At 57.1% G+C, this 20077-nt stretch carries 13 protein-coding genes; 5 read left to right on the forward strand and 8 right to left on the reverse strand.

Going from position 1 to position 20077, the window contains the following annotated elements; genetic code table 11:
- The first annotated feature begins 4 nt into the window (after positions 1–4).
- Positions 5–1540 carry a flavodoxin domain-containing protein gene (locus WG219_17380; protein WXL25058.1) on the forward strand — a complete coding sequence of 512 codons (1536 nt, stop codon included), beginning with the start codon at positions 5–7 and terminating at the stop codon, positions 1538–1540.
- Positions 1541–1936: 396 nt separating this feature from the next.
- Positions 1937–2344 (forward strand): NADH-quinone oxidoreductase subunit A, encoded by a 408-nt coding sequence (locus tag WG219_17385; protein WXL25059.1) that lies wholly within the window; start codon positions 1937–1939, stop codon positions 2342–2344.
- 162 nt (positions 2345–2506) lie between these two features.
- On the opposite strand, the gene gabP is transcribed toward WG219_17385, so the two are convergent.
- Positions 2507–3931 (reverse strand): GABA permease, encoded by a 1425-nt coding sequence (gene gabP / locus WG219_17390; GenBank protein WXL25060.1) that lies wholly within the window; start codon positions 3929–3931, stop codon positions 2507–2509.
- A 277-nt stretch (positions 3932–4208) separates the two neighbouring features.
- Positions 4209–5372, reverse strand: coding sequence for a type III PLP-dependent enzyme (locus WG219_17395; GenBank protein ID WXL25061.1), 1164 nt, complete (start codon positions 5370–5372; stop codon positions 4209–4211).
- Between the two features lie 505 nt (positions 5373–5877).
- On the opposite strand from WG219_17395, the gene WG219_17400 reads away from it, so the two are divergent.
- On the forward strand, positions 5878–7461 hold the full coding sequence (locus WG219_17400) for a peptide chain release factor 3 (protein ID WXL25062.1): 1584 nt from the start codon (positions 5878–5880) through the stop codon (positions 7459–7461).
- 167 nt (positions 7462–7628) lie between these two features.
- On the opposite strand, the gene WG219_17405 is transcribed toward WG219_17400, so the two are convergent.
- On the reverse strand, positions 7629–9812 hold the full coding sequence (locus tag WG219_17405; GenBank protein WXL25063.1) for a hypothetical protein: 2184 nt from the start codon (positions 9810–9812) through the stop codon (positions 7629–7631).
- A gap of 165 nt (positions 9813–9977) precedes the next feature.
- Here WG219_17405 and WG219_17410 point away from each other — a divergent pair, with 165 nt between their 5' ends.
- Positions 9978–10757, forward strand: a complete 780-nt coding sequence (locus tag WG219_17410; protein ID WXL25064.1) for a TatD family hydrolase — start codon at positions 9978–9980, stop codon at positions 10755–10757.
- A 380-nt stretch (positions 10758–11137) separates the two neighbouring features.
- Here the strand turns inward: WG219_17410 and WG219_17415 are convergent, their stop codons facing one another.
- The 5 genes from WG219_17415 to WG219_17435 form a co-directional block, all read right to left on the reverse strand.
- Positions 11138–13153: a methyl-accepting chemotaxis protein gene (locus tag WG219_17415; GenBank protein WXL25065.1), complete on the reverse strand. Its 2016-nt coding sequence runs from the start codon at positions 13151–13153 to the stop codon at positions 11138–11140.
- 297 nt (positions 13154–13450) lie between these two features.
- Entirely contained in the window at positions 13451–14287 is an 837-nt protein-coding gene (gene ampE / locus WG219_17420) for a regulatory signaling modulator protein AmpE (protein ID WXL25066.1), read from the reverse strand.
- Complete coding sequence (gene ampD / locus WG219_17425; protein ID WXL25067.1) at positions 14284–14847, reverse strand: 1,6-anhydro-N-acetylmuramyl-L-alanine amidase AmpD; 564 nt, start codon at positions 14845–14847, stop codon at positions 14284–14286. Before ampD ends, ampE begins: the two co-directional genes overlap by 4 nt.
- A gap of 843 nt (positions 14848–15690) precedes the next feature.
- Positions 15691–17973, reverse strand: a complete 2283-nt coding sequence (locus tag WG219_17430) for a DUF1631 domain-containing protein (protein WXL25068.1) — start codon at positions 17971–17973, stop codon at positions 15691–15693.
- A gap of 247 nt (positions 17974–18220) precedes the next feature.
- Positions 18221–18745 carry a transposase gene (locus WG219_17435; protein ID WXL25069.1) on the reverse strand — a complete coding sequence of 175 codons (525 nt, stop codon included), beginning with the start codon at positions 18743–18745 and terminating at the stop codon, positions 18221–18223.
- 322 nt (positions 18746–19067) lie between these two features.
- Here WG219_17435 and nadC point away from each other — a divergent pair, with 322 nt between their 5' ends.
- The gene (nadC, locus tag WG219_17440; protein WXL25070.1) at positions 19068–19916 is read left to right on the forward strand and encodes a carboxylating nicotinate-nucleotide diphosphorylase; all 849 of its coding nucleotides are present in this window, start codon (positions 19068–19070) and stop codon (positions 19914–19916) included.
- Positions 19917–20077 lie beyond the last annotated feature (161 nt).

Consider the following 20077-nt stretch of genomic DNA (forward strand, 5'->3'; position numbering starts at 1 on the left):
TTCCATGTCGTCATCCCGCCTGTTGCAACACCTCCTGCTTGTACTCGTCATTAGCACCACACTGGTCCTGCTGTGGTTGCAACCTGCCCGCGAGACAAGTGCTGCCCTGGTCGTTGTTAGCTATTTACTGTTCTGCCTGTGGATAGGTTTACGTCATCGCAGGCCGGCTGCCGCCCCAATCGACGGGGCAATTTGCGTGGTATATGCCAGCCAGAGCGGTCAGGCACAGCAACTGGCGGTAAAAAGCGCTGAACAGTTGATTGCGGCAGGCTGCACGGCTCAGGTGCTCTCACTGGATCAACTCCGCCCCGAATCATTGCAAGGTCAGGTGCTGTTTATTGTCAGCACGTACGGTGAAGGTGAAGCGCCCGACAGCGGCGCGCACTTCGAACAGCGCCTTAAAGCCCACGCAGACCTTCACGACCTACAGTACGCCGTACTGGCTCTGGGTGACCGTCAATACACTCAATTTTGTGCCTTCGGCTTGCGCCTTGATGAGGCCTTGAGCAAGCGTCAGGCCCAACGCTTATTCCCAGTTTTAACTGCCGATCAGTGCGACCCTGCTACCCTGAGCCAATGGCAGCAACAACTGGCCTATGTCAGTGGCAACTTTGACTTCAACCACTGGCAGACCGAACCGTTCCAACCACTCACCTTGCTTGAGCGCACATGCCTTAACCCGCAAAGCACAGCCGACAAAGTCTACGAAGTTAGCCTAGGCCCCGCTCAGGCCTTACCTGACTGGCAAGCCGGTGACCTGCTGGAAATCAGCCCGCAGCAAAACCGCAATACCTTAAATGCACGCTTGAAAGCGCTGGCCCTGGAGCCTGACCAAGCATTACCTGATGGCCGCACGCTACTTGAGGCCCTACTCAGCCGTCAGCTCCCGGATGATCAACATCTCGGCCTCAGCGCCGAGCAACTGCAGGCAGCTCTACCCGCCCTGCCCTTGCGCCAATATTCGATTGCCTCAACGCCTGCTGATGGCGCGATCCAATTGCTGGTTCGGCAGATGTATTACCCCGACGGCCGCCCAGGCATCGGCTCCGGCTGGCTGTGTGAGCACGCCCCAATCGGTTGCGAGATTGATCTGCGCATTCGCGCCAATCCGTCCTTTCATGGCCCGGCAGACACAACGCCATTGATCCTGATCGGCAGTGGTACCGGGCTCGCCGGCCTGCGCGCCCATCTTCGCGCACGCCCACACGGCAGCCGTAATTGGTTGCTGTTTGGTGAGCGCAGCGAAGCAACAGACTTTTTCTGCCGAGAAGAGCTGCTGAGCTACACAGCAAACGGTCACCTGAGTCGCCTCGACCTGGCCTTCTCCCGTGATCAAGCAAACAAAGTGTATGTCCAACACCTGCTGCGCGATGCAGCAGACGAGCTACGCAAATGGATTAACCAAGGCGCAGCGATCTACCTGTGCGGTAGCCTTCGAGGCATGGGACACGATGTGCACAGTCTGCTACAGAGGCTGCTGGGGGAAACCGAATTGGCCCTTCTGCAACAGCAAGGGCGCTATCGGCGAGACTTGTATTGATGGCCTTGGTCCATTCCTTTGCGGTCAAAATCGCGCTCAACGTAAATACGGGCGCGGCTGTTCAAGTGGCCGCATTAGCGCCGTATTTGTATTGATCAGGCAGCAGTAGCTTCGTTGCGACCTAAACCTGCCTGGTGATAGGATCACAGCTCATCACATAGCGCTGGGGACGACCTCAGACTGCATTCTCATGGTAGGGACGGCCCTTCACTTCTGCGGAAGTCGCAATGGCCCTGTATCTCACCGCTCTACCACACAAAGCCTTAACGTTACAGAAACTACTTTTTGCCTTCGGCCGTGCTGATAATTGGTGCACTGCCGTTTTCATTTGGCCGAAAGACCTAGCTTTAGAAGCGCCGCACACGGGTCCCCTTCAAACAGGAGGCTGGTGTGCCAATGATCAGTGACCTCACCCCCTACATACCGCTGGCAGCTTTTATACTGGGCGTAATGTTTCTGTGCCTACTTATGATCGGGGTATCCAGCCTGTTAGGTGGCAAGGCTTGGGGCCGTAGCAAGAATCAGCCGTTTGAGTCAGGCATGCTGCCGGTCGGAAGTGCCAGGCTGCGCTTTTCTGTGAAGTTCTACCTAGTAGCGATCCTGTTTGTAATCTTCGAAGTTGAAGCATTATTCCTTATGGCGTGGGCGGTATCAGTCAGGGAGACGGGATGGATTGGTTTTATCGGTGCAGCCATCTTCATTACCATCCTGATTGTGGGCCTCATCTATGAGAACTCAGTCAACGCACTCGACTGGTCGCCAAGTGCCCGCCAGCAAAAAGCCAACGAAAAAGGCTCAAGCTAAACTTACCAAAGCAAAAAACCCGCCGAAGCGGGGTCTTTAATGACACTGTTGGTCTATAGCTGTAGAGCCTCAGCAGCATCAGTCCATTGGGCTCCACAGAACTGCAGTGATAAGCGTAGGCTCCAGTGGCAGCCTTCTGCCCACCAGTGGCTCGACATCCGATTACCTCACAGCTACGGCTTCGAAGCCCTCTTCGATACGACGCTTGCGCTTAGCGTTAAGCAGGCCGATGCACACAATCAGCACTGTCAGCAGACCGGTCGCCATCACCTCATTCTGGTGAGCGGGCATGGACAACATGATCCCCAGCGCCACCACGATAAAGACGATCACCGCCCAGGTCAGCCACGGATACAGCCACATACGAAACTCAATCGGCTGACCGCTGGCGATCAGCAGCTTACGCATGCGCAACTGGGCCACTGCAATCACCAGGTACACCAGCAGTGCCACCGCTCCGGAGGTCGCCAGCAGGAAGGTAAACACTTCGCCCGGCGCAAAGTAGTTAGCAATCGTGGTCAGGAAACCTACTGCGGTACTGGCCAGCACAGCCGCACGCGGCACATGGGCTTCGTTGGTACGTTTGAGCACAGCCGGAGCATCGCCTCGCTTGGCCAGCGAGAAGACCATGCGCGATGAGGTGTAGATCGCAGAGTTCAGGCAGCTAGCGACTGCCACCAACACCACCAGATCGACGATCAGTTTGGCATGTGGGATGTTCAACAACTCAAGCGCACGCTGATAAGAGCCAACTTGCATCAACTGCGGGTCGTTCCACGGCACGATGGAAATCACGATAAAGATCGACACTAAATAAAACAGCGCGATCCGCCAGATCACCGAATTGGTCGCACGGGTGATCTGCTTAGCCGGGTCTTTTGATTCAGCTGCGGCAATGGTGACAATCTCAGTGCCCATAAAGCTGAACATAGTGGTCAACAGCGCACCGATCACAGCGGCGTAACCATTCGGGAAAAAGCCGCCATGGCTCGCCATCAGGTTCGACAGGCCACTGACTTCACGATCCGGCAAACCTCCGGCCATGGCCAACGCACCCAGAACGATAAAGGCGACGATAGCGATCACTTTCAGCAATGCGAACCAGAACTCGAACTCGCCATAACGCGCCACACTGAAAAGGTTGGTGACGGTCAGCAAGAAAGTCACAGCCAGGGCGAATATCCACGTATCAATCGCAGGGAACCACGCATTTAGGATGGCCGCCGCCGCAATGGCTTCAAGTGGGATAACCAGCACCCAGAACCACCAGTACAACCAGCCAATGGTAAAACCGGCCCAGCGGCCTATGGAGCGATCTGCATAAGTGGAAAACGAGCCGGTGTCTGGCGAGGCCACCGCCATTTCCCCCAGCATGCGCATGACCAGCACAACCAGCGTGCCAGCAATCAAGTAAGCCAAGAGAACGGAGGGACCGGCTGAGGCAATGGCATGACCGGATCCGACAAACAGGCCAGCACCAATGACACCGGCGATGGACAGCATGGTGACATGCCGTTGTTTGAGCCCCGGAGCCAATGACGCATTGGGATTCTTAGGCAGTTGTGAAGCGAGGACGACTTTGGACATGAAACAACCCTTTATTGTTATTGGGTAGTTATGGACAGCCTTGTGGGCAGCGCCATCTGACAGCCGCGTTGGGATTTCACGGCATTTATCGGCTGAAGCCGATGGGTATCCGACCACGCCCTCTGTAAAAAATTTCAAGCACGTGAATAAAAATCTGACCACCCAGTGAAATTTGACGATTGAACGCCAACATTCAAGCCAAAGCGAATCAGCCCTGCGCTATTGATCACTCACAAAAAACCCCGCCGAAGCGGGGTCTTTGCAATCATTCACAGCATCACAGGTAGTAAGACTTCAGCGGCGGGAAACCATTGAATTCCACCGCACTGTAGCTAGTGGTGTACGCACCGGTAGACAGCCAATACAGGCGATCACCTTCTGCCAGATTCAATGGCAGGCCGTACTTGTAGTTCTCATACATGATGTCGGCACTGTCACAGGTCGGGCCTGCGATCACCACCTCTTCCACTTCCCCTTTCTTCTCGGTCCAGATCGGGAACTTGATGGACTCATCGGTGGTTTCCACCAGACCGCTGAACTTACCCACATCCACGTACACCCAACGCTCCACAGCGGTGCGGGATTTACGTGCAACAAGCACCACTTCACTGACCAGAATGCCAGCGTTGGCGATCAGCGAACGGCCCGGCTCCAGAATGATCTCCGGCAGGTCATCACCGAAGTCTTCTTTAAGGAAGCGGATGATCTCTTCCGCATACGTTTCCAGGCTGTTGGTACGGGTGATGTAGTTGGCTGGGAAGCCGCCGCCCATATTGATCAGTTTCAGGTGAATGCCGTCTTCTTCTTTCAGACGCTCAAAGATCACCTTCACCTTGGCAATTGCCGCATCCCACACAGAAATATCGCGCTGCTGAGATCCCACGTGGAAAGACACACCGTACGGCACCAGCCCAAGGTCGCGAGCGAGGATCAGCAGGTCCATAGCCATGTCAGTCTGGCAGCCGAATTTGCGGCTCAGCGGCCAGTCAGCAGTGGTCGAACCTTCGGTCAGGATGCGTACATACACCTTGGAGCCTGGGGCTGCTTTAGCGATGTTACGCAGATCGGCCTCGGAGTCGGTTGCAAACAGACGCACGCCCTTCTCGTAGAAGTAACGGATGTCCTTGGCCTTCTTGATGGTGTTGCCGTAGCTGATGCGGTCTGCCGTGATACCGCGGCTCATCACCTTGTCCAGCTCATAGATGGAGGCGATATCGAAGTTCGAGCCTTTGTCCTTAAGCAGGTCAATGATCTCGACCGCCGGATTGGCCTTAACCGCGTAGTACACCTTGGCGAATTCGAAGCCTGCGCGCAGGTCATCGTAAGCCTTGCTGATAATGGCGGTGTCGATCAGCACAAAGGGGGTTTCCTTGGTGTCGGCAAACGCCTTCATGCGCTGAAAAGTTTCGGGTGCGTAATAGTCTTCGACCTTAATCGACATGCGAGGGGACTCCATGTGGCAAAACAAAGAAAATTGTTGAGGGGTGGTTCTTCTCAGAACCGCGAACGCCTAATCCGTTTCCCCACTTTGGTTCGCCTACTTCCCAAGGCATGTCGCCGAGAATTATCCACAAAGCAGATAACCTCTCGTCGTCAGTACTTGAGCCGGATGGATCGTTTCCAGCATGGACGTTCGGGCGCGAACTTTAGGGCCATGTTCCCTGTATATCAATCAAAAAATTCAACTACGTGACAGCCAGCAACCACAAGGGTTTCAAGCGTTTTTGATACTTAACAAAACGTCCGAAATGCTGCACAAAAAGCGCCTTAACACCCCCCGATCTGCATGGCTATTTCGCGCCTGAGACTAGTGTTCAAGATCGAACACCGGCCGGTCTCTTAACAACCGCACAGCAGCTTCTCGGCTTAGCGGGCCGTTTGCCGTTATAATCCCGCGCTTTTCGGGCAGATTCCGCCCCGCAACCGATTCAGCCAGGCATACAACCATGACCATTCAGGCCGCCGAAGTCGCCAAGCGCCGCACGTTCGCGATCATTTCTCACCCCGACGCCGGTAAAACCACCATTACCGAGAAGCTCCTGCTGATGGGCAAAGCCATTGCCGTCGCCGGTACGGTGAAGTCGCGTAAGTCCGACCGCCACGCCACCTCCGACTGGATGGAGATGGAAAAGCAGCGCGGTATCTCCATTACCACGTCCGTGATGCAGTTCCCTTACCGCGAGCACATGATCAACCTGCTCGACACCCCCGGCCACGAAGACTTCTCGGAAGATACCTACCGTACCCTGACTGCCGTGGACAGCGCCCTAATGGTGCTCGACGGCGGTAAAGGTGTTGAGCCACGTACCATCGCCCTGATGGAAGTTTGCCGCCTGCGCGACACGCCCATCGTTAGCTTCGTCAACAAACTCGACCGCGACATCCGTGACCCGATTGAGCTGCTCGACGAAATTGAAGCCGTTCTGAAGATCAAAGCCGCCCCGATCACCTGGCCGATCGGCTGCTACAAAGACTTCAAAGGCGTGTACCACTTGGCTGGCGACTACATCGTCGTCTACACCCCAGGCCACGGCCATGAGCGCATCGAAAACCGCGTTATTCAGGGCCTCGACTCCGATGAAGCGCGCACCTACCTGGGCGATCAATACGACAACTTCATCGAACAGCTGGAACTGGTGCAAGGCGCTTGCCACGAGTTCAACCAGCAGGAGTTCCTCGACGGTCAACTAACCCCGGTATTCTTCGGTACCGCACTGGGTAACTTCGGCGTGGACCAAGTGCTGGACGCCGTGGTCGACTGGTCGCCAATGCCGCTGCCACGTGAAGCCCGCGAGCGCAGCGTGGCGCCACAAGAAGAGAAGTTCTCCGGCTTCATCTTCAAGATTCAGGCGAACATGGACCCGAAACACCGGGACCGCGTTGCCTTTATGCGCATCTGCTCCGGCAAGTACGAAAAAGGCATGAAGATGCGCCACGTGCGTTTAGGCAAAGACCTGCGCATCGGCGACGCCCTGACCTTCTTCTCCAGTGAGCGTGAGATGCTGGAAGAAGCCTACGCAGGCGACATCATCGGCCTGCACAACCACGGCACCATCCAGATCGGCGACACCTTTACCGAAGGCGAAAACCTCGGCTTCACCGGTATCCCGCACTTCGCTCCGGAACTGTTCCGTCGCGTACGCCTGAAGGACCCGCTCAAGTCCAAGCAACTGCGCCAGGGCCTGCAACAGTTGGCCGAAGAAGGCGCAACGCAGGTGTTCTTCCCTGAGCGCAGCAACGACATCATCCTCGGAGCCGTTGGTGTGCTGCAGTTCGATGTGGTCGCCAGCCGCCTTAAAGAAGAATACAAAGTCGAGTGCAGCTACGAGCCGATCACCGTCTGGTCTGCCCGCTGGATCGAGTGCGACGACAAGAAGAAGCTCGAGGAATTCTCCAACAAGGCCGTGGAAAACCTGGCCATCGACGGCGGCGGCCACCTCACCTACCTGGCCCCGACCCGCGTCAACCTGAGCCTAATGGAAGAGCGCTGGCCGGACATAAAATTCCGCGCCACCCGCGAACACCACTAAGTGTCAACGCACTAAAAAACCGGCCTTCGTGGCCGGTTTTTTAGTGTTGATCCGCCGTTTTAATTCGTGGCTAAAGCCACTCCCACGAACCACACAAGCACCGCGGGAGCGGCTTCAACCTCGAAAAGGGTGGATGCTGTTCTCCATCCACCCTGCTTTTGACTACGCTACTCGGCAGCAGCCGGTGTTGCTTCTGCCTCGGCAACCGCGGGCTCTGGCACCACATGCAGGCGTTCGAAGCAGCCGTAGTACCAGGCACCAGCCAGCAGGCCGATAGCGACGATCAGCGCCAGCAGCCATGGCCACAGCGGTTTCTCACTGGCATAAGGATCGCGCAGCGAACGGGCGCTGCCGCCCGGCAACGCCGCCAGTTGAGTCAGCACAGCACCAAAGCCGATGCTGATGCTGGCGCGGGCGTTAACAGCCCAGCCGTTGGCATCCAGAATCGGACCGAGGCTGCGGCGGCGTAGTTTGAACCAAGCCATCAACATGGATGGGCCGGAAATCGCCAGGATGATGCCGATAAACAGCAGCGGCATTTGCCACCAGCGCAGCGACAGCACGCCCGTGACCATGGCAGCCAGTGCAGTACCCAACGCACCAACCGCCAAACCTGCGGCGGCGAAGATACCGGCGAACTTGGCAATGTCGAAGCCTTGCGGCGCTGCTGCCGGAGCAGTTGGCGTGGCAGCCACTTTTGTGGCGGTGTTGGCAACCATTTCCGCATCGCGGCTGGCCGCAAACTTCTGGATCTGCTCGGAAACCATTTTCGACACACGGCGATACGGCGACCAGAAGGCCTCGCGGATGCTGATCGGGTTCTGGATCACCTTCACCACAGCCGCATCCCAGTCGTTTCCTTCACGGTCGTAGAACAGACCATGGCGGCCAACCATCAGATCGCCCTCAGTGCCAGCGGTAACCGCAGCAACGATGTTGATGGTTTCTTTGCCATGCACCGGCTCACCGCGACGGGTGCAGGTGCAGTACAGCAAGAAGCTGTCACTGGCCGCCGCCACTTTGGCGTGGGCCTCAATGTCCGCCACTTCTACCACCAGATCGCAGCTCTTACCGTCGATAAACAACGTGCCAGCCTGGAACACGGCCTTGTCGCGGCGAGCATAGAAATCCTGGAAGGACACGAAGTTACGCAGCAGGGTAACTAAGCCACCTTTCAGGCGGATCAGCTTGTCCAGTTCGACCAGGCCATCCGACGCCTCAGCCACTTCCAGATCACGGGCTACCAGCGCCATCAGTTGCGCCTGTACGCCCTGCTCGACCAACTCAAGAATGCGCGGCAACTCCAGCACTTGAGTGATTGCTACCTGTGGTTTGCCAGACTGCCAATTGAGGTAATCGCCACACAAAGCAACCAAGCGCTGCCACTGCTCACGGCTGAGGGTTTCCTGATCCCCCAGAATCGGCTTCACCACACGCTCACGCAGTTCCGCCATGGCGTCTGCCCAAGCTGGGTTAAGCTCCTTGCTCAACGGCAAACTGTCACCATGCTTGATACTGGCCAGCGGCAAGGCAGCGACCTGGCTGCTGTCAGCCAGAGACAGACCGGCCAGACGAATCAGCTCTTCTTCCTGGCCGTCCATCAGCGCAGCGGCGCGGGTATCGAACGAGGCCATGGCGACACGGGTGAAATAGTCATCCACCTTCTCGCGCACAGCACTCAAGGCATCAACGGCCACAGCGGTGTCATCACCAAACGCATCCAGTCCCAGCGCTGCAGCGCTGGCGTGCCAAGCACTGAGTTCTTCAGCTTGGGCAAAGAATGCAGTGATTTGCTCTTCGCCAATGGCCTGCTCACCACTGCGGTCTACCACAGCGCCTTGGCAGGCGATGATGTCCGCGATGGCTGCTTGCAGAGCGACATCATCGGTCAACGTGGCAGGCACCAGGCCGTCGCCGTTGGATTCGTGGGGCGGGAACAGCAGGGCCAGATCCTCAGTATCAGCACTGGTCAGTTGCTGATCACTGCGCCCCAGCACACCCAGCAAGCGCTGTGCCGCCAGACGCAGGCGCGTGCCCTCTTCGTTTTGGCTCAGGGAGTCCAGCTGCAGTGGGGCGTTGTTGAACAACACAGCAGGATCAGCCAAGCGGGCCAGCGTCCAATCGACAGTATCCAGCAGCTCAGGCGCCCGGATACGGCCATCGTTATTGCTGTCGATATAACCCAGCATGCGCCGGTCCAGAGCCAGATTGGCGACCGGACAGGCCAGGCTGGCCCAGAGTTTCTGATCCAAACCGCGCAAGGCTGCAAGGTCGGCGGGGCTTTCAATTTGAACCTGGTCAAAACCGCCAGCACGGAAGAACCGCCAGCGTTGAGGTGAATCGGATGTCATCTGAACACTTCCTTACTACTGATAACCGCTACCCGTTCATGGGCAGGCATGGAGACTGGCAACAGCCCGTCAGCTTAACAACTGAATATAAAAAAATGCCAACTGTGTACACTTTTACCGGTAAACGTGCCAATGGCTGTCTGGCCATATAACAGGATGCAGACGATGCATTTAGTTGATACCCACACCCATTTGGACTTTCCCGAATTTGATGCCGACCGCGATCAGGTAATAGCCAGCAGCCGCGCGCTGGGCGTAGAGCGGCTGGTGGTGCTTGGAGTGCACGAGGCCAACAGGCAACGTGTGTGGGATTTAGTTCAACAGCACGATGGTTTATATGCTGCTTTTGGGATGCATCCGGTGTATCTGCCTGAGCACACTCAAGCGCATCTTGAGCAACTGCATGGGTGGCTGAGCCAGCTTGCAGGCCACCCGAAGTTATGTGCAGTGGGCGAGATCGGGCTGGATTACTTCCTCGAAGAACTCGACCGCGAACAGCAGCAGACGCTGTTTGAAGCACAATTACAGATGGCAGTTGAGTTTGGACTACCAGCGCTGATCCACGTACGCCGCGCCCACGCAGCAACGATTGCCACCTTAAAACGTTTCAAGCTTAAGCGCGGCGGTATTATCCATGCGTTTGCGGGCAGCGTTGAGGAAGCGCGGGAGTACATCAAACTCGGCTTTAAACTCGGCCTCGGCGGCGCCCCGACTTGGCCGCAGGCACTGCGTTTGCGCAAAGTGGTGGCGCAGTTGCCAATCGAGGCGATTGTGCTGGAGACCGACTCGCCGGATATGGCTCCGTCCATGTACCCAAACCAGCGCAACAGCCCGGAGCATCTGGCAGATATTTGCGTGGCGCTCGCGGAGCTACGTGGCATCAGCCCGGATGAGCTGGCCAGCACCAGCAGCCGCAATGCCTGTGAGCTGTTTGGGTGGGGTTAAACACACAGCACGTCGACGCAGTTTGTAGCCTGGATTAGCCTCAGGCGTAATCCGGGGAGACATCGTTGCAACCAGCACCGCTGACGGCCCCATGCAATCAAAGCGAGTGGCCTACACATTTCGGTTACCCCGACGGTCGCCTTACAGATGGCATCACTCAACCATCCCGCACAAACCGCAGGGTGCGATAAGACCGCATAGCGGTTTATCCACCATTGGCCGTAACTGGCTCCCCCTCCTGCACCTGTGCGCATGCTCGGTGGATAACCTGCTACGCAGGCTTATCACACCCTACAAAGGCACTCACGGTGAAACCGCATCACTGTAGGGGGGGGAGGGGACAAGACCGCAGTGAGGTTTGTCCACCCACGGCAAGTCGGTTAAACCCGGAACGCGCCGATCAATTGTTTCAAGCGTGATACTAACGCCGACAGCTCGCGGCTGGCTTGCTCAGTCTGGCCCGCACCTTCGGCGGTCAGCTCACCTGCTTGGCTGATCTGCACGATGTTCTGGTCTATATCATGGGCCACTGCGGTTTGCTCTTCGGCCGCTGTGGCGATCTGTTGGTTCTGGTCCACAATCGTGCCGACCGCCCCCAGAATATTTTCCAGCGCCAGTTGCACCTTGCCTGACTCATTGACGGTGCTGTCGGCCATTTCGTGGCTGGTGTTCATGGTTTTCACAGCAGCATTAACGCCGTTTTGCAGCTTGGCGATCATGGTCTCGATTTCTGCTGTGGATTGCTGGGTACGTTTGGCCAGGTTGCGCACCTCATCGGCCACCACAGCGAACCCCCGCCCTTGCTCCCCAGCACGGGCCGCCTCAATCGCCGCATTAAGTGCCAGCAAGTTGGTTTGCTCGGCAATGCCTTTGATGACGTCCAACACCTGACTGATTGACTGGCTGTCATTGGCCAGTTGGTTGATGACCAGGACTGACTGATCAATCTCACCGGCCAAACGCTGGATGCTGCCCACCTGAGACTCCAGCAACGCACGGCCGGTTACGGTTTCATCATTCACGCTCTGTGCACTGCCTACCGCCGCAGCCGCACTGCTGGCGACCTCCTGCGCAGTGGCTGACAGTTCGTTCATTGCTGTGGCAATCAGATCGATCTGGCTACGTTGCCCAGTTACCGCCGCGTTGCTCTCAGCCGAAACATGCTCAACTCGCTCAGCCTGACGCTCAACCTCAACAACGGTCTGGCCAACACGCTCAATCAACTCACGGATCTTTTTCACCGTCTCATTGAACAGCGTACTGAGTTCGCCCAGCTCGTCCTGACTCTGTGCCTTAATGCTCACGGTCATGTCACCGCCAGCCACCTGATTCATCACTTGCCCCAGTCGCTTCAATGTGGCGCGGACCGACACATAAAAGCCGCTGTACAGGTACACAATCAGCAGAAACACCGCCAAGAGAGCCACACCCAGCAGCGCCATCTGCATTTGGTTGTTTGCCAACCGCTTCTGCAGGCGCTCATCCAACAGTCTCAGGACACCGTCCTGTAGGGCTTGGGTTTTGCCGATCTGCGTGCTGACTTCATCAAAGAACTGCATCCATGGCGTGTCCAGCGTATCAGCCACCACAACCTGATCCTCAAATAGCACTGAGGATGCTTTCAGGCTTTCCAGACTTTGCTCCGCCAGCCCCTGCAACTCAGCGTGAGTCGGAACACTGCGCAGGTGCACCGTGTATTCACCGTGCAGCCTTTCGATGTCCAGCAGCAGGGTGTCAAAGGTTGTACTGGCAGATGAATTGAGAAAGCCCTGAGAGAGCGAATTAGCCCCCACAGCCCGCCCTTTGCTGAGCAATGCTGTGACCTTCTGGGTCTCCACGGTGATCAGCTCGACCATCTGTCGCACGCTGCTATCAAGGTCCTGAATCAACCCGGCCTGACTGGCGATCAGTCGAACAAATACCTGGTTACCAGCTTGCAAGCGCTCCGCCAGCCCGATCTTGCCCTGCAGCGAATCTTCAGCTTTAACCGCAGCCAATGACGCCAATAACTGATCGCGCTCAGTGTTGAAGGCAGCGACTAACGTTTCATCTCGGCTCGGTGAAGCCATGCCTTGCAGCAGCTTCGTAATATCGGCCTGTAATCCCTCAAGACGCTTGTCCACCTCGCCCGCCTGGCCAGACTGCCCGACCACCGAGTTCACATCGGTGTAAGCCGCATAATCCTCAAGCATGCGTCGTAGCTTTAGGCTGTCTGCTAAGAGGCTAAGGCTTTGCTGAGCAGTTTGAGTACTGACCGTTTGCTGATAAGAGTCACGCACCAGAAAGAAATTGGTGACCAGCATAGGTACAAAGAACAGCACACTGATCAGGCTGAACTTCATACCGAAGCTGAGGCGGTTCATCAGCGCGATAGCCGGATAGAGAACGGACTTCACGATAGATCTCCACGTTCTAATTATTGTGTAGTGGACGCTTATTGCGCAGAAGCGCTGCGGCTTAGTGCGCTGACTTGTCTGGTGATTACAGCCTAACGTTGCTGCTTCAATGGCGAACTTGTGACATATGTCTCAAATACAGTCGCCATCTGACCGTGCATATATACCTTGTATCGACTACTCGGTGTGTAACTTAAGGTTAATGCCACGCGCCCTATCAATTAGGGGAATTGATCCAGGCTTTACTTAAGAGGGGCAGCCGGGCAAGTAACTGCCCGGCGCAAAAGTGTTGTCGTTTCAGACCAAGAGAATCCAAACCGCCACAATGGCGTACCAGAACATGGCAGCCCGGACCAACAGTTGCCACAGGGTATCCAGCGTCGCGACGCCTTCTTCACCAAGTGCTGGCGATGGGATCTCCCCGGCAGCACGGGCTGTCATCACGGCTAGTTGTGCAGCGCTGATATCCCAGCTCAGCAGCTCGTGCAGCAAACTGCGGCTCACCGCCGAGAAGTTGCCCACCAGCGAAAAACTCAGCGCCAACATACGCACCGGCAACCAATCAAAACCATGACGCACCTGACCAGCAATTTCTTTTAATGCTGGCTGAGTGGCGTGCTCGCTGAGCAAGGCCACCAGTCGATAACCCAGAGCAGCCATAGGCCCCAACAGGGCATACCAGAAGATCACAGCAAAAAAGCTCTGAAACGCCTCCCAAACCATGTACTTCTGCACACGCTCCAGCAGTGTGGCAGGCTCTTCTGCCTCGATTCCCAGGTCACGTTGCGCAACCAAATAAGCAGCCTCGGCATCCCCCCGGCGCCAGCTATCACGGAACGGCCCCAACGCCGCCTGCAGGTCACCACGACCCAAGCTGTAGACCACCACTAACAGGTGCACCGGCAACGCCAACCAGCCATACATGACCGACTCAAGGGCCAACAAAATCAGGCCCAGCGCCAGCACCGGCAGCAGCACGATCAGCAGCAGGCTTACCCACGGGCGGGCGCTGTCCTCACCTTGCCCCTGTACAGCCGCGAGCAAGCGCAAGAACGGACCATCGTTTTGGATGGGCGAGCGCCAAGAGGAGAACTTCTCAACCCACAGCACCAATAACAGCACCAGAAAGTTCATGACACATCCTCGTTTTGTTGCAGCGCACGGCGATAGCGCTGCCAATCGAAAGCGGGCCCCGGATCAGTCTTGCGACCGGGTGCAATGTCGCTGTGGCCGCAAATGCGCTCCAGCGTGATGGCCGGATATGCTGCCTGAATTTGTCGGGTCAGGCGCAGCAAAGATGCATACTGGCGATCAGTGAACGGCAGATCATCCGTCCCCTCAAGCTCGATCCCCACAGAAAAATCGTTGCAGTTCTCCCGCCCGTCAAAGCTGGAGACACCCGCGTGCCAGCCCCGCTCATTGCACGATACAAACTGCGTAACTGCGCCGTCGCGCTCTATCAGAAAGTGTGCTGCCACCTGCATGCTTGCGATACCGGCGAAGTACGGATGAGCATCCGCATCCAGCCGGTTCTGAAAGAACTGATGCACATAACCACCACCAAACTCACCAGGCGGCAGGCTGATGTTATGAATCACCAACAACGACACCTCACCCAGCGGGCGCTGATTGAAGTTCGGTGACGGGCAGTGCTGAATGCCGGCGCACCAGCCACTGATCGGGTCCAGCTTCATAAGGGCTCCTCTGAAGAGCCGCCACTCTAGTGCAGCATGGGGTTGGGGCCAAGCCCCGAAAGACCTAAACCACCGGTCTTGCCGCTACATTAAGCACTTCGCGACTGAAGTCGCTCCCACATTGGCGGCTTTGGGAGCGGTTTCAGCCGCGAATGGCATGACAGGCGTCAGGCGCCTTTGAGCTTACGCTGGGAGGGTCGGTTGTCTTGGCTTTCATCAAGGCGGAGGCTGGTCTAGCATTCTTTCGGGCCAACCCCATAGCCTGGATTAGCCACAGGCGTAATCCGGGGGACGCCGTCGCAGCCAACACCGTAACGGCGGAAACGTTACGCGGTTCCGCCCTACGACCGGACTGCGTGGGAGCGGTTTCAGCCGCGAATAGCACGACTGGCGCCAGGCGCCTTTGAGCTTACGCAGCGAGGGTAGGTTGTCTTGGTTTTCATCAAGGCGGAGGCTGGTCTAGCATTCTTTCGGGCCAACACCGTAGCCTGGATTAGCCACAGGCGTAATCCGGGGACGCCGTCGCAGCCAACACCGTAACGGCGGAAACGTTACGCGGTTCCGCCCTACGACCGGACTGCGTGGGAGCGGCTTCAGCCGCGAATAGCATGACTGGCGCCAGGCGCCTTTGAGCTTACGCAGCGAGGGTCGGTTGTCTTGACTTTCATCAAGGCGGAGGCTGGTCTAGCATTCTTTCGGGCCAACACCGTAGCCTGGATTAGCCACAGGCGTAATCCGGGGACGCCGTCGCAGCCAACACCGTAACGGCGGAAACGTTACGCGGTTCCGCCCTACGACCGGACTGCGTGGGAGCGGCTTCAGCCGCGAATAGCATGACAGGCGTCAGGCGCCTTTGAGCTTACGCAGATTACCAATCACCGACTCCAATGCCCGATCAAACAACAGGGCATCGTCGAGTAAGCGAATAGACTGACGGCGAAACTCAACGGCAAGGCCCATACGGGTTTTCTCAAGCACTTTCATGCCGTTGCGGTTGACGAAAATGTACTTGCCTGTGGGTTTGATAAAAGCCGCCAACTTGCAACGCAGCTTACGGCCTTCGTCCTGCTGAAACTCCACCCAACTCCCTACGCGCAGCGCATCCACCTGCTGTACAGCCGTGTCGTTTTCATCCAACTCCACATCCTGCACCGGCTCGCGCTGCTCTCCAGGCGCCAGCAGCACGATCTCCTCCACCACCTCAACCATCACTGGCGCATCCACTTGCGGTTCAGGGCTGATGACTGTGGCATCCAGCAGAGGCAGCTCAAGCCCTTCGGCGTCACGTACTACCTCAGGTGCGGCCACAGGCTCGGCAGGTTGAACGGGATTGAAGCGCTGCAACGCTTGCAGATGCAGCGGCTCCAGCTGAACAAAGAAGGTTTCGCTGGCAAACGGATCGTAAGCGCAGTCCTCAAGCCCTTGACGCAGTGTTTTTAGCAACACGGGCAACAGCTTGAGCAACCGTTCGCGATCTTCAGGTTGATCGTGGGGCTCTACACTCCAGATCAAGTCGTCCATGCTGTTCAGCACGGCCTGCCATTCGGCCGACGCCTCGCCATGTTTGAGGCAAGTCAGCATCAACACGTTGCTCCAAGCATCTTGCAATAAGCGCACGACCACTTCCGGCAGCGTGCGCCCGAGCAAGCGATCATTCAGCGCCTGCTCGACGGCCTGACGCGCCAGTGCAGCTTTAGCACTGCCCTCTTCGGCATCGCGTGTGCGCTGTTCCAGCAGCTCGCTACGGCGGCGTTCGTCCCCCATAAAGGCGGTGAAGTCCGCGAGCAGATCGGCAAAAATTTGCGGATCATCAGTGAAGTCATTGAGCAGACGTTGCACCACCTGCTCGATCTTCTGAAACAGAGTATCCCGCTGCGCCTCAGCCTGATCCGACCAACCTAAAGCAGCGGCGGCAATCTCGTTGAGCAATCGGCGCGCCGGATGGCTGCCTCGGCTGAAGAAGCTCTTGTCGATTACTGCAACCTTGAGCATGGGGATCTGCAAGCGCCCAATCAGTGCTTTGAGCGAGTCCGGCAGGGTGCGGTCATCCAAAATGAACTCGAACAACATCGACACCAGATTGATGACATCCTCATCCATCTCGCCGACCACCCGGGTCTTACCGGATTTGGCACTGGCACGGCTCAACAGATTTTCCAGCTGCTCGCGCAGGTCGAAATCGCTATCGACTTGAACCGGTGTGCGCTGCTGCATATGGGAAAGCAGGCGCATCAGGTCATTGCTGGTGATCGGCAGCGCGTCAACAGGCCGTGGCCGCTGTGTCGCAACCAGGCCACGAGTTTGCGAAAGCAGGCCCTGCAGCAGGCCAAACATCTCCTGCACGCCCTCCTCACTGGCCGCCGCACCATCACCGGTGGCGGAAAAGGATGTGGTGCCAGTACTGGCGGGTGCCGACTGCGGGCGGCGCGGCGGTGTCGATTTGATTTCCGGCAGCACACCCGCCTCAATCAACAGCGCGTTGGATTCGGCGTAGAGCTGGCCAAGGTCGCTGAGCACGTACTTATCGAACAGCTTAAGCACGATCAGCTTGACCCGAATCTCCACACCCAAGCTGCCGCAGCAATCCATAAAGGCTGCACACAGGCTGGCGGGGCCGACCGGGTTGTTCTTTTCATCGAGCTTCTTGCTAACCAGTGCATTCAAACGCGCCGTTAGATGCCCAAGGGCCTGGCCGTCACGACTGATGACCTTGGCCACCATCGACTCAACCGCCACAGCCTCTTCCAGCGCATCGTTCTGCACCAGCGACAGACTTTCAAAGGAGACCGGGTCCAGAACCGGACGGCCGATTTCATATTGATTCAGTGTGGCGAACGACTCTGCCACCTTATGCAGAAAGGCCTGCTCGATCTGCTTGCGACGCAAGCGCAAATCCCGCATCGCCTCAAAAAAGGCGTTCTGCTCGGCATTAGTAGTGGCCCGATCCGCCATCTCAAACAGCGTGTCGTCAGCATTATCAAAAAGGGCTTGTTGTGCCTGCCGCAACTGCTCGGCAGCTTTGTCGCGCACCGCAGCCAGTACGGCGGGCAGCCTGGCAATCGGGTGTCTGGTTGTGTGCTCTGGGCCACCGGGCTTCAGGTGAACCACATTCGCATCAGTTTTCATGGTGCATCTCCAGCAGAGAGCCCCTCTTGGGCTACAGGCTCTGCACTGCGAACAACTGAGCGTCTTCCATTACGTCAATATTACAGCGTCAAATTTCAGAAATTTCTGTGCATTATAGAGCCCCCTGCCGCCAGACCAAGCGAAGATTGTATGCATGTATGACCTGGATCACAGATAGCAGGCACTTCGCCCGTACCATGGATTAGCTGCAAAGCGGCGTAATCCATGTCTCGCGCCCTCATATGACTCAGTGATCCCCTAGCACCTCGATACCCGGATCACCGGCCCAATCCATAGGATAAAGGCCACGCCTTACATCCCGATGAAAGGTCGAAAACGGCCAATCGCAAACTCGTGTGACCAAACCATGCTTGGCGGGATTGATGTGCACATAATCCACATGCCTGCGAAAATCATCTTCATCGCGAATCAGATGCTCCCAATAGCGCCGCTGCCAAATACCTCGCTCCCCTCGCAGCATCCGCGCAGGCGCCCGATACTCACTGACAGGCAGAGACCGTGAAAATAGCGTTTTAATCAAGCGCCAACGCATCGGAAAGTCAGAATCGGTTAACGTCCAAACACAATGCATGTGTTCAGGTAAAACAACCCACGCATCAATCCTGAACGGATGTAGGCGCTGAACATGCCCAACCGTCCGGCGGAGATCGTCGATATGCCGTACCAGCAAGTCGTTATGACGGCGTTGCAGCAAATTAACGGTAAAAAACCAAGTCCCACCATTCGATAGAGCACGTCGATATTTCGGCATCCCTTGCCTCCGGAAATTCCACCATGGAAATTCTCGAAACTATCAACTCGCCCCATCAAACAACGCCAACTACCGCACAGCCAGACAACAGCGTGCCCCAACCTACACTCACGTAGCGTGGATTAGACGCAACGCGGCGTAATCCACGTCTCGCGCAAACCCAACACCACCGACACAGGCACACCGCAACGGTGGAAGCGCCAAGGCGATTCCACCCTAAGCACCTACCGCACCCTACAAAAGCCGCATCTAACCCCAGATAGCGCTGCGCAAACACCAGCCAGCCCCTATAATCCGCAGATTCTTTGTGCCGGAGCTCACCATGCCAAACCTCACCCTTGCCGACCTCACCACAGAAATTGAAGCCAACGTGCGCCGCGCTCTGGCTGAGGACATCGGCAGCGGCGATATCACGGCCCAACTGATCCCGGCAGAACGTTTGGCCAGCGCCACCATCATCACCCGCGACAACGCTGTGATCTGTGGCACCGCTTGGGTAGATACCGTTTTCCGCCAGCTCGACCCGCGCGTCGCCGTACACTGGAACGTTCAGGACGGCCAGCGTGCCGAAGCCAACCAACCGCTGTTCCATCTGGAAGGCCCAGCCCGCGCCCTGCTCAGTGGCGAGCGTGCCGCGCTGAACTTCCTGCAAACCCTGTCTGCCGTTGCCACCCGCTGCCAGCACTATGCCGATCTGGTTCAAGGCACCAACGTCAAATTGCTCGACACCCGCAAAACACTGCCCGGCCTGCGACTGGCGCAAAAATATGCAGTGACCCAAGGCGGCTGCCACAACCACCGCATTGGCCTGTACGACGCCTTCCTTATTAAGGAAAACCATATCGCCGCCTGCGGTGGCATTGCCCAAGCCGTCGCCGCCGCGCACAAGATCGCCCCCGGCAAACCGGTGGAGGTTGAAGTGGAAAGTCTGGAGGAGCTGCAACAAGCGCTAGCGGCAGGCGCCGACATCATCATGCTGGATGAGTTGAACCTGGATGAAATGCGCCAGGCCGTCGCCATCACCCAAGGCCGCGCCAAGCTCGAAGCCTCCGGCGGCGTCAACGAAACCACATTGCGCAGCATCGCTGAAACGGGTGTGGACTATATTTCGATTGGCACGCTGACTAAGGATGTGAAGGCAGTGGATTTGTCGATGCGGTTGAGTTTGTAGTCGCCCGCAACACAAATCTCCCGTAGCGTGGATTAGCCGCAACGCGGCGTAATCCATGTCTCGCGCAACCCCAACGCCACCTGCACAGATGCACCTCAACGGTGGAAGCGCCAAGGCGATTCCACCCCAAACCTCACACCCGTAGCGTGGATTAGCCGCAA

The sequence above is a fragment of the Pseudomonas mendocina genome (assembly GCA_037482215.1).
Classification (GTDB): Bacteria; Pseudomonadota; Gammaproteobacteria; order Pseudomonadales; family Pseudomonadaceae; genus Aquipseudomonas; species Aquipseudomonas mendocina_E.